Source organism: Pristimantibacillus sp. Z349TD_6, from assembly GCF_056173205.1.
Window position 1 is genome coordinate 2,363,353 of sequence record NZ_CM149662.1, and the last position, 16,366, is coordinate 2,379,718.

The 16,366-nt window shown below is 48.5% G+C and carries 10 protein-coding genes; all 10 read left to right on the top strand.

Going from position 1 to position 16,366, the window contains the following annotated elements; translation table 11 throughout:
* Positions 1-19 precede the first annotated feature (19 nt).
* A complete protein-coding gene (locus tag AC0VYE_RS10065; RefSeq protein WP_475447580.1) occupies positions 20-3,052 on the top strand; it encodes an alpha-mannosidase in 3,033 nt (1,010 codons plus the stop codon).
* 135 nt (positions 3,053-3,187) lie between these two features.
* Positions 3,188-5,941, top strand: coding sequence for a discoidin domain-containing protein (locus AC0VYE_RS10070; RefSeq protein WP_475447582.1), 2,754 nt, complete (start codon positions 3,188-3,190; stop codon positions 5,939-5,941).
* Between the two features lie 190 nt (positions 5,942-6,131).
* Positions 6,132-6,743, top strand: a complete 612-nt coding sequence (locus tag AC0VYE_RS10075; protein ID WP_475447583.1) for a DUF2239 family protein — start codon at positions 6,132-6,134, stop codon at positions 6,741-6,743.
* Positions 6,744-6,815: 72 nt separating this feature from the next.
* The gene (locus AC0VYE_RS10080; RefSeq protein ID WP_475449511.1) at positions 6,816-7,706 is read left to right on the top strand and encodes an alpha/beta fold hydrolase; all 891 of its coding nucleotides are present in this window, start codon (positions 6,816-6,818) and stop codon (positions 7,704-7,706) included.
* Between the two features lie 367 nt (positions 7,707-8,073).
* Positions 8,074-9,297 carry an enolase C-terminal domain-like protein gene (locus AC0VYE_RS10085; protein ID WP_475447585.1) on the top strand — a complete coding sequence of 408 codons (1,224 nt, stop codon included), beginning with the start codon at positions 8,074-8,076 and terminating at the stop codon, positions 9,295-9,297.
* Positions 9,298-9,328: 31 nt separating this feature from the next.
* A complete protein-coding gene (locus AC0VYE_RS10090; protein ID WP_475447587.1) occupies positions 9,329-10,165 on the top strand; it encodes an NAD-dependent epimerase/dehydratase family protein in 837 nt (278 codons plus the stop codon).
* A gap of 275 nt (positions 10,166-10,440) precedes the next feature.
* Positions 10,441-11,571, top strand: coding sequence for an ABC transporter ATP-binding protein (locus AC0VYE_RS10095; protein ID WP_475447589.1), 1,131 nt, complete (start codon positions 10,441-10,443; stop codon positions 11,569-11,571).
* Positions 11,568-14,519 (top strand): extracellular solute-binding protein, encoded by a 2,952-nt coding sequence (locus AC0VYE_RS10100; protein WP_475447591.1) that lies wholly within the window; start codon positions 11,568-11,570, stop codon positions 14,517-14,519. Before AC0VYE_RS10095 ends, AC0VYE_RS10100 begins: the two co-directional genes overlap by 4 nt.
* Entirely contained in the window at positions 14,516-15,487 is a 972-nt protein-coding gene (locus tag AC0VYE_RS10105) for a carbohydrate ABC transporter permease (RefSeq protein WP_076269448.1), read from the top strand. Before AC0VYE_RS10100 ends, AC0VYE_RS10105 begins: the two co-directional genes overlap by 4 nt.
* Before the next feature lie 4 nt (positions 15,488-15,491).
* Positions 15,492-16,349, top strand: coding sequence for a carbohydrate ABC transporter permease (locus AC0VYE_RS10110; RefSeq protein WP_054027383.1), 858 nt, complete (start codon positions 15,492-15,494; stop codon positions 16,347-16,349).
* The last annotated feature ends 17 nt before the right edge of the window (positions 16,350-16,366 follow it).

Genomic DNA, 16,366 nt, shown 5'->3' on the forward strand with positions numbered 1-16,366 from the left:
GAAAAACGAGGAGTTTATTATGCAACCGAAAGAATGGCTGTACCATATGGAGAAATGGCTAAAGGAGAAAGAGCAGTATTTGTATCGTCATATTGCACCTCTGTCATTCGAATATTTACCTGCCGAATGCCGGCTGTCGTACGAGGAGGCGCTTCAAGGACATTACGTCCAATTGGAACCGGGCACCGAGTGGGGCGAGAAATGGCATTATGGCTGGTTTAAAGCAAGCGTGCGTTGTCCACTAGAGGCAGCTGGAGAACGTGTGGAGCTGCAGCTGGCTCTTGGCGGAGAAAGCACGATATATGTCAATGGCAAACTCGCAGGCGCTTATGATTTGCAGCATCATTCCCTTACTTTGACAAGAGAAGCTTCTGGCGGACAATGTTTTGAGGTTGTGGCCGAGGCGTATGCAGGGCATGACCGTGATCTTCCGATTTACGGACAGTCGTTTTTGACGATTCTTAATGAAGAGCTATATCAATTTTTTATTGATCTGAATGTGCTGCTCCAGCTTCGAGCGGTCCTCCCGCCAAGCTCATTAAGGGTTTCCGAGCTTGATCAAGCCTTCTTAAAGCTGATTGCATTCATGAATTGGGGTTTGGAAGGCGAAGAGCTGACGAAGCAGGCGATACAAGGCAGGGTGATCATGAGGCCTTTGCTTGATTGTGTGAACGGTTCAACCGTACCGAAGCTGTATATGATGGGGCAATCCCATTTGGATATCGCTTGGCTATGGCCGATCGAGGAGACAAAACGCAAGATTGCCCGTACGATGTCTAATCAGCTAAGTTTGCTCGATGAATATCCGGAATATCGTTATGTGCAAAGCCAGCCTTACTTGTTTCAATTAGCAAAGGATTTATATCCGGAGCTGTACGATCGAATAAAGCGTTATGTAGCGGAAGGAAGAATTATTCCCGAAGGCGGCATGTGGGTTGAGCCGGATACGAATATTCCGAGCGGTGAGAGTTTAATCCGTCAGTTTTTGTACGGCAAACGTTTTTTTAGAGAAGAATTTGGCGTAACTAATGAAATGCTTTGGCTGCCTGATGTATTTGGCTATTCCGGCAATATGCCTCAAATTATGAAAAAATGCGGAATCAACTATTTTGCATCGATAAAAATGTATCAAACCTATGATAATATTACGGACCCCTTTCCGTTTAATACGTTTACGTGGGAAGGCATAGACGGCTCAGCAGTGCCCGTGCATCTGCTTGATTATGGTCCATTCCCAAATCCGGCTGATGTGAAATACGCCAGCTTCCAGTGGGAAGAGAGAGTGCAAAAGGAAGGGATCTCCACGCGACTGGTTCAATTCGGCTATGGAGACGGAGGCGGCGGGGCAAACCGCGATGACCTCGAGTTTCTGCGACGGATGGCTAATCTCGAAGGAATACCGCAAACCGTCATTTCTTCCCCCATCGAATACTTTGAGGATTTGCAGCGAAGAGGCATGCCGGATGCTCATTATGTAGGCGAGCTCTATTATCCGGCGCATCGCGGGACACTTACCTCGCAGGCGAAGATGAAGCGGGGCAATCGTAAAAGCGAGATTGCGCTTCGTGAAGCAGAGCTGTGGGCCGCTGCCGCTTATTTAAGGGGACGCGCAACCTATCCGAAGAAGCTGCTCGATGAGGCATGGCGCAAGCTGCTGCTCTTGCAATTTCATGATATTTTACCGGGGACATCCATCACAAGAGTGCATGAGGAAGCGGAGGCTGATTTCGAAAAACTGTTGCAATTGGCGGCAGAACTAGGCCAAGCGGCTGCATCTGCCCTTACGGATGGTTCCAATGATGGCATAACCTACTTTAATTCACTGCCTTGGGTTCGGACAGCACTCATTGAGCTGCCAGACAACTATGTTGGCGTACGGAATTCTGAAGGGGAATTACTAGACCTTCAGCTTTATGGGGATAAGAAAGTTGCTAAAGTGGTCATTCCCGCGATGAGCCATCTCTCTGTCATGCCAGATGAAGCAGGAGAGATAAGCGAAGGAGTCAGAGCAACCTCGCACAGTCTAGAAAACGAGTGCTTAAAAATGACCTTTAATGATTACGGTGAAATCACAAGTTTGTTCGATAAGGAAACGAATGAGGATTGGGCAAGCGGCTTAAGCAATCAATTTCTGCTTTACCGTGATCAACCTTCTAATTATGATGCATGGGAAATTGATCGCAGATATGCGGACTCTGTCATTATCTTGAGGGAACCTGCGAAAATGACGGTCAGCACTCAGGGGGCTCTGTTTGCTGAAATTCAGCTGGAGCGTACGATCAATGAATCTGTTATTTTGCAAAAAATTCGTTTGGAGCGCGGCAGCAGAAGGGTTGATTTTCGTACAAAGGTAGATTGGAGAGAGAAGCATAAGCTGCTTAAAGTAGGCTTCAAGGTTAATCTCCACGCTTCTGAGATGATGAATGAAATTCAGTTCGGTTATGTGAAACGGCCCAATCACCATTCACGCCCGCATGATGCTGACCGCTTTGAAGTGAGCCAGCACAAATGGTCGTCAATCGTGGAAGGGGATCGCGTATTTTCTTTACTCAACGATGGCAAATACGGGCTGAACGCTTGCGGCAAGGAAATGAATTTGACCCTGCTTCGCTCGCCGACCTGGCCGGATGATCGGGCAGATGAAGGTCAGCATGAATTCACCTATGCGCTTCATGTTTGGAACAACGGCTTTATGAGCAGCCCAGTCATACGCGAGGCTTATGAACTCAACTGTCCGGTGCTTGCCGCTGCTGGACAGGCCGAACCTGCCGCTGCGCTTCTGACATGCGATCAGCCTAATATTATGATTGACACGATTAAGCTTAATGAGGGTGACTCGGATGATTGGATTGCTCGAATATATGAAGCGAAAGGAGCCTCAACTCGCTGCTCCGTACAATCCGGATTTGAGCTAGCATCGGCATGTGAAACCGACATGCTGGAGGAGAAGCCCATTCGCACGCTTGAAATCATGCCTGGCTCTAATGCCGTCCAGTTATCCTTTAAGCCTTTTGAGGTGAAGACGATTCGTTTCAGAACTATCCTTCATTAAAGTAATCCATGCAGCACTCGCTCTTCTAGCAGGAGCGAGAAGCTGCTTAGGATATAACGCTGTGTAAGAAAGGAGGATATGTATTTTTCTTTTCTTTTTATGTAAGCGCTTTATAATTGAGGGGAGGCAATGTTCATGGTTCAAAACAAGTGGAGAAAACATTTGAAAAGAGGAGGAGTGACGGTTTTGCTGTTTTCACTGTTAGGCGCTTCAACCTTCGGTACCCCGTTTGGTCCTGAACGAGCGAATGCGGATGGTTTGACAGCGGCTCATGCTCAGCGTATCGCAGCTGCTTATCAAGGTGTCTATACGTCACCGCCATCCAACAGTAATTTTTCACGCACGCCGAATGCGCCTTTGCTTGGAAACGGTGATGTAGGTGTGACCATGGTAGGCAATATTGACAATATGGTCATGGTGCTCGGCAAAAATGAATTTTGGTCGCTTGCCGAAGGACAGGTGAAGTCGATGGCAAGACTAAACATTGCAGTCGCTTCAATGAATGGGGCGTCCTATCTTGCAGAGCAAAAGCTTGCCAGTGCGCAAGTTAACGGTACGTTTAGTCTTGCTGGCAATACGATTCGAACAGAAAGCTGGATGCAGGCAACGGATACCGTAAATAATTTACTGCTTACCAAGTATACTTATACAGGCAGCGGGTCCAAATCAGCAGCCATCTCGCTTGCCAAAGGCAATGAAAACAGCTATGCCAGCTCATCTGGTTCATCAGGAGATGTGCTCTATCTGGATGTCAGGGGAGATAGCGCGGATACGATAAGCGGCTATAATACAAGAAAAGTGAGAATTGCCACTCGAATTGTAGGCACAGCAGGTTCGATCAGCGGCAATACGCTATCGTTTACGATGACGCCGGGCAATACGTATACGCTGGTTACGAGTATAATGAGCGATGCTGACAGCAGCGGTTACCAAGCAGCAGCGATAAACAATGTCAGCTCCAAAACGCAGGCGAATGTGGATGCACTGCAGACAAGCCATCAGAGCTGGTGGAGCAGCTTTTATGGCAAATCCTTCATTGAAATTCCGAATAAGACAATTGAGAAGTCATTTTATGCGTCGCTTTATTTGATGGGCAGTACGTCTAGAGCTGGGGAGATGGCGCCTGGCTTATGGGGAAACTGGCTAGCCCGCAACGGTGAATGGAAAGGCGATTATCACCTCAACTACAACTACGAAGCCCCCTTTTATTTTACATTGCCAACCAATCATATTGAGCTTGCAGAAAACTATGACAAACCAGTACTGGATTGGATTCCAAAAGGCCAGGCGTTAGCGGCGGCTAACGGTTATAGCGGCGTATTTTATCCTGTTGGACTGGGACCTCTTCCGAATGGGTCAAGTGACGGCAATATCCATGGTCAAAAAACGAATGCTGCTTTTGCTGCGACCAATATGATTATGCGCTATTACAATACGAATGACATGTCCTATGCGAGCAAGGTGTATCCATATCTGAAGCAGGTCTCGGCATTTTGGCAAAATTATTTGGTTTGGGATGGAGCGAGATATGACATTGTCAACGATGCGCAGCATGAGGGTGATTCTTATCCGCAAACGAATGGCATCATGTCGCTTGGCCTTGTCCGTTATTTGCTGCAGGGAAGCATCGATATGAGTGTCGCATTAAATCAGGATGCGGCACTGCGGACGACTTGGCAAAATATAGTAAACAATCTTAGTCCATTTCCAACGTTTACACGGAACGGCCAGACCGTATTTAGGTACACGGAGATTGGCCGGGAATGGAGCACTGATAATGCCATTGGTATTCAGCATATTTACCCTGCTGGCCAAATCGGGTTGTCTAGTGACGCTTCAACACTTCAAACAGCCAAAAATATGGTAGACCAATTGGGCAGCTGGAACGACGGCAATGGCACAAACACATTTTATCCTGCAGCAGCAAGGGTCGGTTATAATCCAGCTTCTCTATTAACTCGTTTAACCTCGTTCATTAACGGCTACAGCTATCAAAATCTTCATATTGCAACGAACGGCGGCGGTATCGAAAACTTTAATACGGTTCCTGCGACAATCTCGGAAATGTTCTTGCAGTCCTTCCAAGGGAAAATAAGAATATTCCCGAACTGGCCGGAAAATACGGATGCAAAGTATGGCGATCTGAGAGCCGATGGGGCGTTTCTTGTTTCGAGCGAAAAAAGAAACAATCAGGTGCAATATGTGCGATTGATTAGTGAAAAAGGCAAATCGGCAGCAATCGTCAACCCATGGCCGAATCAAACGGTGCGTGTTTACCGCAATGGTGTAGATGCCGGAACCGTATCGGGGGCTGAGTTTACGATTGCAACTTCAGTTAATGAGACGGTGCATCTTGCACTGAGTGGTACAGCTTACAGCACGATTGTGCAGCTGATGAATCAAGCGCTAAGCGGGGGCGGTGTGACAAACCCTGGCAATCTCGCGCTAAATAAAACGACAGCTGCAAGCGATACCATTGGGGGGACGGAAACGAAGGAGAAAGCAGTTGACGGATCTGCCAGCTCGAAGTGGACATCGCTGCCACTGAGTTCAGCGCCGGGAGATAAATGGCTAAGTGTGAATTTGGGCGCTAATGTCATGATTAACCGCTGGGTTGTGAAGCATGCTGGTTCAGGAGGAGAGTCTGCGTCTTACAACACTAAAAATTTCAAGCTGCAAAAGAGCAATGACGGTGCAGTCTGGACGGATGTTGATGTAGTTACAGGCAATACAGCTTCGGTTACGGATCGCACAGTCGCGCCTTTTAGCGCCAATTATGTGAGGCTGTATATTACAGCTCCAGTACAAGATAATGCTGGATACTATCAAGTGCCGGGCGATCGAAGCAATGCTCGCATTTACGAGCTAGAGTTGTATGGACCGTCATAATTTCTTTTGATTTATGCTGTAGAAGAGAGTGTCCAAATAGGGGATGCTCTCTTTTTTTATTATCTACAGAATATAAACCATTATATTTATTTCCTCTATAACGAACGACATTATGTTTTACCCGGGTAATATTGACTTTTTATTTTTACACGGGTAAAATTATTTTAACATGCAGAGGAGGAGATACAGTATGCGAAATGACCTAATGCGCTTTTTCTGCACGGCATTTTTGGGTGTGAGGGTCATCGCCAGCGGTTCGTTACATCACGTTGCTTCTACAGTGAAGGATGCTCTTGATGACAAAGACCTCGGACAGCTGCTTATATTTGACGATTCCACGGGGAAGCAAATAGATGTTGATTTTCGTGGGAAGATAGATGACGTGCTTCAACGGTTAGGTGAACAGTTTAGCGATTTGCCCGGTACGGAAGTGAATGACGAACCTACACGGCGAGTCGGTCGACCGAAGCTGGGTGTTGTATCCGGTGAGGTTACGTTATTGCCGCGGCATTGGGAATGGCTCAAGAGTCAACCAGGAGGGGCGTCGGTAACCTTGCGGAAACTCGTTGATGAAGCTCGCCGGGCTGGAGGAGAACAGAGCAAGAAACGAGAGTCGCAAGAAGCAACGCATCACTTTATGACAGCTATAGCCGGGAACTTCCATCAATATGAAGAAGCTCTGCGGGAATTGTATGCTGGTGATTTGAATCGTTTTTACCACTTCATCGACGACTGGGCACCCGATATCAGAAACTATATCAAAAGTTTGTCCGCTAAAGCATTCTCTGAAGGGAACTCATAAATGAAAGAAAATTCACGCCTTCTACCTATGGCAGAATCTTCGATAACGAATGAATTGGAGGGGAACATGATGATGAACATCTTGAAAGTCAACGGCATCGAGTTGGCCTATGACAGTTTCGGCAACGAAAATGACGAGGCTATTCTCCTTATCGCCGGGCTTGGAACCCAGATGATCCGCTGGACGGATTCGTTTTGTCGGATATTGGCAGCGCGGGGCTTTCGCGTGATCCGCTTTGACAATCGCGATGTAGGTTGCTCGACGCACTTTAGCCATTATCGGGCGCTGGATTTTGGCGCACTAGCGACTGCTCTCATGTCGGGGCAGCGGCCGGACATCCCATACACTCTCGATGACATGTCCAACGACGCTATTGGACTGCTCGACGCCTTCTCGATTGACCGGGCACATTTTGTTGGCAGGTCTATGGGCGGAATGATCGCCCAGATTGCAGCAAGTGAGTACCCTAACCGGGTTTTATCTCTCACCTCCATTATGTCCAGTTCCGGTAATCCCGCCCTTCCGCAAGCTTCCTCAGATGTCATGGGGCTGATGACCAAACCGGCGCCGAACCCATTTGAGAATGAAGCAGGATTTATGGCGCACAGCCTCTCTTTTGCAAGACGCATCGCCGGTTCCGGCTATCCGTTTGAAGAGGACGCTTATCGGGCGCTCATTCTGGAGGAAGTCCAGCGAGCCTATGATCCAGGCAGTGTCGGACGACAAATAGCAGCTATTGCTGTCTCTGGTGACCGTCGTCCGCGGCTGGCGACGATAAAAGCACCAGCGCTTGTCATTCATGGGGTGGACGATCCGCTGTTCGTCCCTGCGTGCGGCGCTGACACGGCTGCTGCCATCCCGGGCGCCGAGCTGATGTTGGTTGACGGCATGGGACACGACCTGCCGCACCAACTGTACAAAGTAATCGCTAATGGCATAGAGCGAACGGCTCGTCGCAATTGACACACGCTTCCAGAATAGCAATCAGCCTAAGAAGCTCCATTTCAAGGGGCACGTTATTTCATTAAAACAGCGACAGTCTAGGACTTTTTTTCTTGTCCTATGCTGTCGCTGTTTCCATTTCAAGGCTCAGCCTATAACTTATTTTTTGGAGTCTGACGGTATGACAATGAGAAGATCTGCGTGGAATAAAGCCATCCTGTCCAATCCTTTATTTTCTGCTGATATTTATATTGTAATTGCAAGGGCAATAAGCATCATAGGATTAGGAAAGAGGCTAACAATAGGACAGAAAGTTTAAAAATGCCTCATGTGGAATGCCGTGTGATTGACTTAAACTAAACGAGACACGGAAAGGAAAGGTGAGGGCATGGCGAAAATAACGGGAATCAAATGTATTCGAACGCGTAAGAACGGAACTTGGACGATCGTAAAGGTGATGACCGATCAAGACGGGCTTTATGGACTCGGCTCGGCTTCGGATGTCTACAACCCGGAAGCCGTTGTACAAGTTATTGAGCAATTGCTGGCGCCGCTTCTGATCGGCAAAGATGCCGCTAACATAGAAGATTTGTGGCAGACGATGTATATGAGCGGCTATTGGAGAAACGGAGCTATTTTGCATACGGCAATCGGCGGTATTGATATGGCATTATGGGATATTAAAGGGAAGGAAGCGGGGTTGCCGGTCTATCAATTGCTCGGCGGGGCAAGCCGCGCGGCTGTTCCTTGTTATGGACATGCAGGGGGATCGGATATTTCCGAGCTCAAAGAGGATGTGCAGCGTTTTATGGAGGAGGGCTATACCGTCATTCGCGTACAGATGGGCGGGTATGGGGGAGGCGGCTTCATTAACGCTGACAAGGCGAACCTGCCGGAGCGTGCTTGGACAAAAGGTCCAGTGTTTGACGAGCAGGCTTATTTGAATGCCATCCCGAACATGCTCGAGCAATTGCGGACAACGTTTGGCATGGGTATCCAGTTTACGCATGATGTGCATGAGCATTTGTCGCCTATCAATGCGATCCAGCTGGCGAAGCGGGTTGAGCCCTATGGTCTGTTCTTTCTTGAAGATGCGCTCGCACCGGAGCAAATTAGCTGGTATCGCCATCTTCGTCAGCAGAGCGCAACGCCGCAGGCGGTTGGCGAGCTGTTCGTGAATCCGCAGGAGTGGACGGAGCTCGTTAAGGAGAGACTGATTGATTTCATTCGCGTTCGCGTCTCGAAGGCTGGGGGCATTACGCCATGCCGCAAAATAGCAGCGCTGTGCGAGGCGTTTGGCGTACGTACCGCGTGGCAGGAAGGCGGAGAGAATGATCCCGTTAACCAAGCGGCAGCGGTACATCTTGATATGGCGATATGGAATTTCGGCATTCAGGAAGTGAACCATTTTAGAGCGGAAGAGCTTGATGCCTTTGAGGGGCATATCGTTAGAAAGGGCGGTTATCTTTACCCTTCGAACAAGCCGGGTCTTGGCATTGAGCTGGATGAGCTGAAGGCGCAGCTGCTCGTTGGGGACAACTGGAATCGCTCCGCATATCACAATCCTTATCATCTGGATCGCAAGGCTGACGGTACGCTTGTGAGGCCATAATAACAAGTTGAAAATTGGAGGTGCTTCTTCTATGAAAACAATCGCAGTAACTGGCGGGAGCGGCAAGCTCGGAACACAGCTCATTGGGGCGCTTCAGCAGGATGGCTATCAGGTTGTTTCTTTGGACAACGAGCGGTCGAATCAGCTGCATTGCAAGCAAATTAAAGTAGATTTAAATGATTTCGGGCAAGTCGTTTCAGCGCTTCACGGTGCGGATGCCATCATACATATGGCTGCTATTCCTGCACCGCTTGGCCATTCGTACCCGTATATTTTCGCGAACAATACGGTTGCAGCGTATCATATTTTGGAAGCCGCCTCGATTCTTGGTATTCGCAAGGTTGTTATGGGCTCAAGCGAGTCTTCTTACGGCTTTGCATGGGCACCGACGCCGTTTGCACCGGATTATTTGCCGCTGGACGAGGATCATCCGCAGCAGCCGCAAGAGTGCTACGGTCTATCGAAGGTAGTTAATGAAGTGACCGCTGCGATGTTCGATCGAAGGAATGGCATGCAGGTCATTTCACTCCGTTTCTCTATGATTACTAAACCTGAGGATTACAAGCATCTTGCGGTTGATAAGCCGGAATCCTTTAAACATATTTTATGGAGCTATATTGATATACGAGATGCAGTCAGTGCATGTATCGCGTCGCTTCATGTGGAGGACCGCGGAGCGATTTGTCTCAATATTACGAGCAACGATACGCTTAGCGAATGGCCAACCGAGCGTTTGCTGCAGCAATTTTATCCGGGAGTCATCGATCTGCGCGCGCCTTTAACTGGGCGGACAGCCGTAGTCAGCAATCAAATGGCGAAGGATACGCTGGATTGGAGCCCTAAGTATTCTTGGGCAGACCATCGGTAAACAGCTGAATAAGTACAAATGAAAGAGGCCGACTCAACAGGTGCAAACCTAGCGAGGCGGTCTCTTTTTTTATTGGCAGCTGAAGAGACTGATTATGGATTTGTTTCCATTATAGAAAGCGCTTTCTAAGATTGGAGGGGAAATAGTGATTTTTAGCTGATAGAGGCTAATTTTTGACAACAAAAGAAAATATCACCTCATATTTGCCGGCGAATGTATGCGTTAACATTAATAGTAGCAAGAGGAAGACAATACGTCATGAGAGGTGAGCAAGGGTGGGAAGCATTACGTTTAGCCATGTATATAAGCACTATAAAGGGGAGTCGCGTCCGGCGGTCAACGATTTCCACCTTTCCATTGAGGAGGGGGAATTCCTGGTGCTCGTCGGTCCTTCCGGCTGCGGCAAATCAACAACGCTCCGGATGCTGGCTGGCCTAGAGGAAATCACCGAAGGAGATCTGTACATCGATGAGAAGTTCGTAAATTATGTCTCGCCCAAGGACAGAGATATTGCGATGGTATTTCAGAACTACGCCCTATACCCGAATCTAACCGTTTACGAAAATATCGCGCTAGGACTTAAACTTCGCAAGACGGCAAAGCACGATATCGAGCTAAGGGTCAACCGTGTGGCGAAAATTTTGGAAATATCGCATCTGCTGGAGCGAAAGCCAAGCCAGCTGTCAGGCGGTCAGAAGCAGCGTGTCGCACTTGGCCGAGCGATAGCTAGGGAGCCGCAAGTGTTCCTCATGGATGAACCGCTGTCGAATCTCGATGCGAAGCTGCGTGCTCAAACAAGAGCGGAGATCATTAAGCTTCAGAGCGACCTCAAGCGGACGATGGTCTATGTGACGCATGATCAAGTCGAAGCGATGACAATGGGAACGCGGATTGTCGTTATGAAGGATGGCGTTATCCAGCAGGTTGCCCCGCCTCGCCAGCTTTATGATGAACCGACGAATTTGTTTGTCGCCGGATTTATCGGCTCGCCCCAAATGAATTTTATGGAGGGGAGCCTAGTCTTGGAGGATGGTCTTTATTATTTCGTTAATAAGCGAATAAAGCTGCTGGTTCCAGAACGTCATTATGCGCATTTTGCGGTAAAAAGCGGATCGCTTCGCAACTGTGTGATGGGCATTCGCCCAGAGCATGTATGGCTGAAGCGGGAAGAAGCAAACGCGGAGGAGGAAGATTTCTTTCGATGCGTAGTAGAGATGACGGAAGTAACGGGAGCCGATTCGTACGTGTACGTGAAGGTAGGAGAGAAAACGCTCATTGGCAGAACGGAGCCGGAGATCGTTTATTACAAAGAGGAGAAGCTTGTCGCTAATTTCAACATGAGCAAGGTTCATTTCTTTGATGAGGAAACCGGCGTATCTTTGGCAGCTGGAGGAGAAGACAGATGAGGAGAATGAGGATGCTGGGCATCGCTCTTCGTCTCATTCTGGTACTGGCGCTGGTGTTCGGAGTCATCCGCTGGATTACGGCCAGCGAACCCGTTCTTCATGCAACCTCGGTGAGCACGGAGCAGCTGCTGTCCTATAAGAGCAAAACAGAGGAGCTGCCATACGCGAAGCTGATGTACCAATATCCGGAGGCGGCCAAAACCGACGAGAGTCTTCCGTCCATTCTGATTTCACCAACCGAATATCAAGCTGCTGCTGAAGAAGCGGCTGTCAGGATTGATAAGGAGCAAGGTGAAGCTGCGCTTTATTGGGAAAACGAAAAGGGCTGGGTGGAATGGACGTTCGACGTGCCGAAGGGCGGCTGGTATGAGCTTCATATTGATTACAAGCCTTTAGAAGGCGGGAACGCCTCCGTCGTACGCGGCGTTCAAATTGATGGGCGATATCCTTTTACGGAGTCGGCACGCATTGAACTGGAGCGACTTTGGAAGGATTCCAAATTTCCATATGATCGCAACGAGATCGGACAGCAAATTCGTCCTCCGCAAACCGAGCTAGCCGGTTGGAGCGCAAAAGCGGCAACGATATTTTCTGCTTCATCCGAGCCAGTACTCTACCAGTTGGAACAAGGCCAGCATAAGCTGCGGTTGGTTGGGGTGAGAGAGTCCGTCGCGCTCCGAGAAATAGCTTTCAAGCCAAAGGAAGAAATTCCAGCTTACGAGTATTACAAAAACTTGCATCCGCCGGTAGAGGAGAAGCAGAGCTGGTTCAGCATGATTGAAGCGGAGCAGTTTCAGCGGAAATCAAGTCTTGCGATTCAGACCGATTTTTGGTCGGAGCCTTATATTTCACCTGACCCGAAAGGGCGTATTACTTATAACGTCTTGGGCGGTCAGCGCTGGCGATTGCCGGGCGAGTGGGTGGAATGGGAACTTTCTGTGCCGGAGTCCGGCTGGTATGAAATCGACCTGAAAACATTTCAAAACTATCGCAATGGCTTTGAGGCATATCGCACCATCTCGATTGATGGGAAAACACCGTTTCAGGAGCTGCTTCATTACGGTATTCCGACGAAGAAGGAATTTGACATTGGCACGCTTGCTGATGCAGAAGGCAAACCTTTCCTCTTTTATTTGGAGAAGGGCGCACATGTCCTGCGCATGACCGCTGACTCATCACTCGTTCAGCCCGTTTATCTGGCTTTGAAGGAGACGCTGGATCAGCTTGCAATATTCGACCGGCATATACGATTGCTTACAGGAAACTATAGCAAATCGGCTTTTGACGCCAACATCGATTCAACGCGAACGTGGAATATGAAGAAGCTTGATCCAGATGTGGAACAGAAGATGACGGAATTTGTCGCTCAGTTAACGAATATTCGGAATTATATCAATGGTCTCAATAAAAAGGATTCTGATTTATCTGAGGCGATCAAAGGTTCCGTAGCGATACTCGAGAAGATGCTGGTGGATGTGAACGAAATACCGAATAAAATCAATGATTTCTCGACGATTCAGAACAATATTGGGACGTGGATGGCAACGCTGACTCAGCAGCCTTTGCTCATGGATTATATCGTCGTTCGGACGCCAAATACGGTGACGGATCTGAAAGTGCCTACGACGCTTTCAAGAGTGCCTTACTCGATTGCTGATTTTGGTCGCTCCTTCTATTTGGACTACGACACGCGCAAGCATAACAAGAAGGAAGCACTTACTATCTGGGTGCAGCGCGGTCGGGATTACGTCGAGCTGCTGCGTGAGATGGTGGATAATGATTTCACGCCTCGGACGGGAATTGAAGTCAATATCAATCTGATGACCAACCCGAACATGCTCATACTTGGAAATGCGGCAGGAGACGTGCCTGATATTGCGCTTGGCGTTGGGGAGTCTACGCCAGCTGACTTCGCAATGCGGGATGCGGCCGCGGAGCTGTCTGACTTTCCAGGCTTCAAGGATGTGCTTGATCGATTTATTCCCGGCGTCAGCCGTTCGCTTAGCTACGACGGAAAAATTTATGGACTGCCAGAGGTGCAGAACTTCCAGATGATGTTTTACAGAACCGACATTCTAGAAGGCTTGAACTTGAAGGTTCCGGATACATGGGATGAAGTGTTCGACATTTTACCAACGCTTCAGGAAAACGGGATGACGATGAATTATCCGAAAAGCGATTTCACTACACTTTTTTTCCAAAATGGTGCAGAGGTGTATTCGCAAGACGGTTTGAAGGGTGCGCTCTCGAGCGATGCCGGCCAGCAAGCATTCAAGCGCTGGACGGAGCTCTACAAGAAATACAATCTGCCGATTGACATTCCAGCATTTTTCCAGCATTTCCGCGATGGAGATATTCCTATAGGTGTGGCCGATTTCAACACCTATGTGCAGCTGCTCGTTGCTGCTCCGGAAATAACCGGACACTGGAAAATCGCACCGCTGCCGGGCATCGAGCAAGAGAACGGCGAGGTAGCAAGATGGTCGCCGCAGGCTATATCTGCCGCAATGATCATGAAGAAAAGTGAGCGGAAAGACGATGCTTGGAAGTTTCTAGAGTGGTGGACCTCGGAGGAGGTGCAATCGCAATACGCCAAAGACGTCGAGTCCTTTTATGGCATTGAGTTCAGATGGAATACGGCGAATGTCAATGCGATGAAGTCGCTGACTTGGCCGAGCGATGACCTGAAGGCGCTTCAAGAGCAGGCGCGCTGGGCGAAAAACATGCCTTATGTACCGGGTTATTATTTCTTGAACAGAGAGATGGAGTTTGCGTGGAATCGGACGGTTCTCGAAGGCATACCTGCGCAGGAATCGCTTGAGGCTGCTCAGCTTTCCTTGCAGCGGGAAATGAATCGCAGACAAAATGATTTTGGCATATCGGCTAATGAGGATTTGAAAATTCCGCAAATTAAACAACCTTACGAATGGGAGGAACCGCAGAAATGAATACGCAGCTTTCTCCCAGCATTGCTAAGCCGAAGCAGAAATCCGCTTTGCGTGTGAAATGGAATCGCTTTTGGCGGGAAATGAGACGTGATGCTTTTTGTTATCTGTTTCTTGCGCCGTTTCTCATTTGCTTCCTAATGTTTATCGTCATTCCGGTTGTTATGGCAGCGACGCTTGGGTTTACGTCCTATGACGGCTTTGGATCGCTTCATTTTATCGGTGTACGAAATTACATCAGCTTGTTCACACAGGACATTATTTTTCTAACTAAAGCGATTCCGAATACTTTTTTGTTCGCGTTAATCGTAGGGCCGGGAGGATATATTTTAGCATTCCTGTTCGCATGGCTCATTCATCAGCTGCCGATTCGCATTCGCGATTACTACACGCTTGCGTTTTATGCACCGTCTATGGCTGGCGGCGTCGCATTATCCGTCGTTTGGATTGCGACGTTCAGCGGTGACCGCGTCGGTTATTTTAACAATTTTTTGCTTAAGATGGGCTGGATCGACAGTCCGACGATTTGGCTGCAGGACCCTAAATATTTGCTCAATATTATGATTATCGTATCGCTCTGGGTTAGCTTCAGCGTTGGTTTTCTCGCTATGCTGGCTGGTCTTCAGACGGTAAATCGGGAGCTGTACGAGGCTGGCCGCATAGACGGGATTTCCAGCCGCCTGCAGGAGGTTTTCTACATTACAATTCCGTCGATGAAGCCGCAAATGCTGTTCAGTGCGGTCATGTCGATCGTAGGAACATTGAAGGCGGGAGGCATATCCACCCAGTTGACGGGGATGGCGATTACTCCTTCCTATTCAGGGCATTTGATTATTAATCATATTGACGATTACGCTTTTATCCGTTTCGAGCTCGGTTATGCATCTTCGGTCTCAGTCATGCTGCTGATCATCAGTTATTTTGCAATGAGATTTGCTTATCGGCTGTTCGGATCAAAGGAGGAGCTGTAGAACCATGATTCGAAAACTTCGCAGAGTGACGCCGTTTCAGATCATCCTTGTCACTGTTTTTACCGCGCTGGCCGCATTCATGTCGCTGCCGATCGTGTTTATTTTGAACCATGCCTTCAAGCCTCAAAATGAGCTTTTTCTTTTCCCGCCGCGATTTTTGGTGCAAAACCCAACGCTGCGCAATTTTGAATCGCTTATATTGCACGCATCAAACGCGACGGTTCCGTTTACCCGTTATTTGTTCAACAGTTTAATTGTAGCGGGACTTACGTTGTTTACGGTCATCATCGTCAGCACTATGGCAGGTTATGTGCTTGCGAAATACCAGTTTCATTTCAAGCAGCTGATCTTGTCTCTTATTACTTTATCGTTGATGTTCGCACCCGAGACCGTTGGGATTCCGAGGTACTTGATCATCAGCGGAATCGGCATCAACAATACGTATTTCGGACATATTTTGCCGGCATTAGCTTCTCCGATCGCCGTATTCATGCTGGTTGGCTTTATTTCGCAAATTCCGGGAGAGCTGCTGGAAGCAGCCAAGATCGACGGGGCCAGCCACTTCGGTATTTTTACCAAAATGGTGCTTCCGCTCTCCGTTCCCGCCATAGCGACCATATCCATCTTCACATTCCAAGGCGTGTGGGGCGATGTGGAGACGTCAACCTTATTCATGCAAGAGGAAACGATGAGAACGTTAGCTTTCTATGTCAATAGTCTGCTTAGCGGACTGCAAAACAGCGTATCGGGACAAAACATGGCCGCCGCTGCCGGCTTGCTCATGTTCGTACCGAACCTAATTATCTTCTTGCTCTTCCAGCGAAGAGTGCTTGAGACGATGGTCCATTCCGGAATTAAGTAATTCAAACCAGCAAAGGA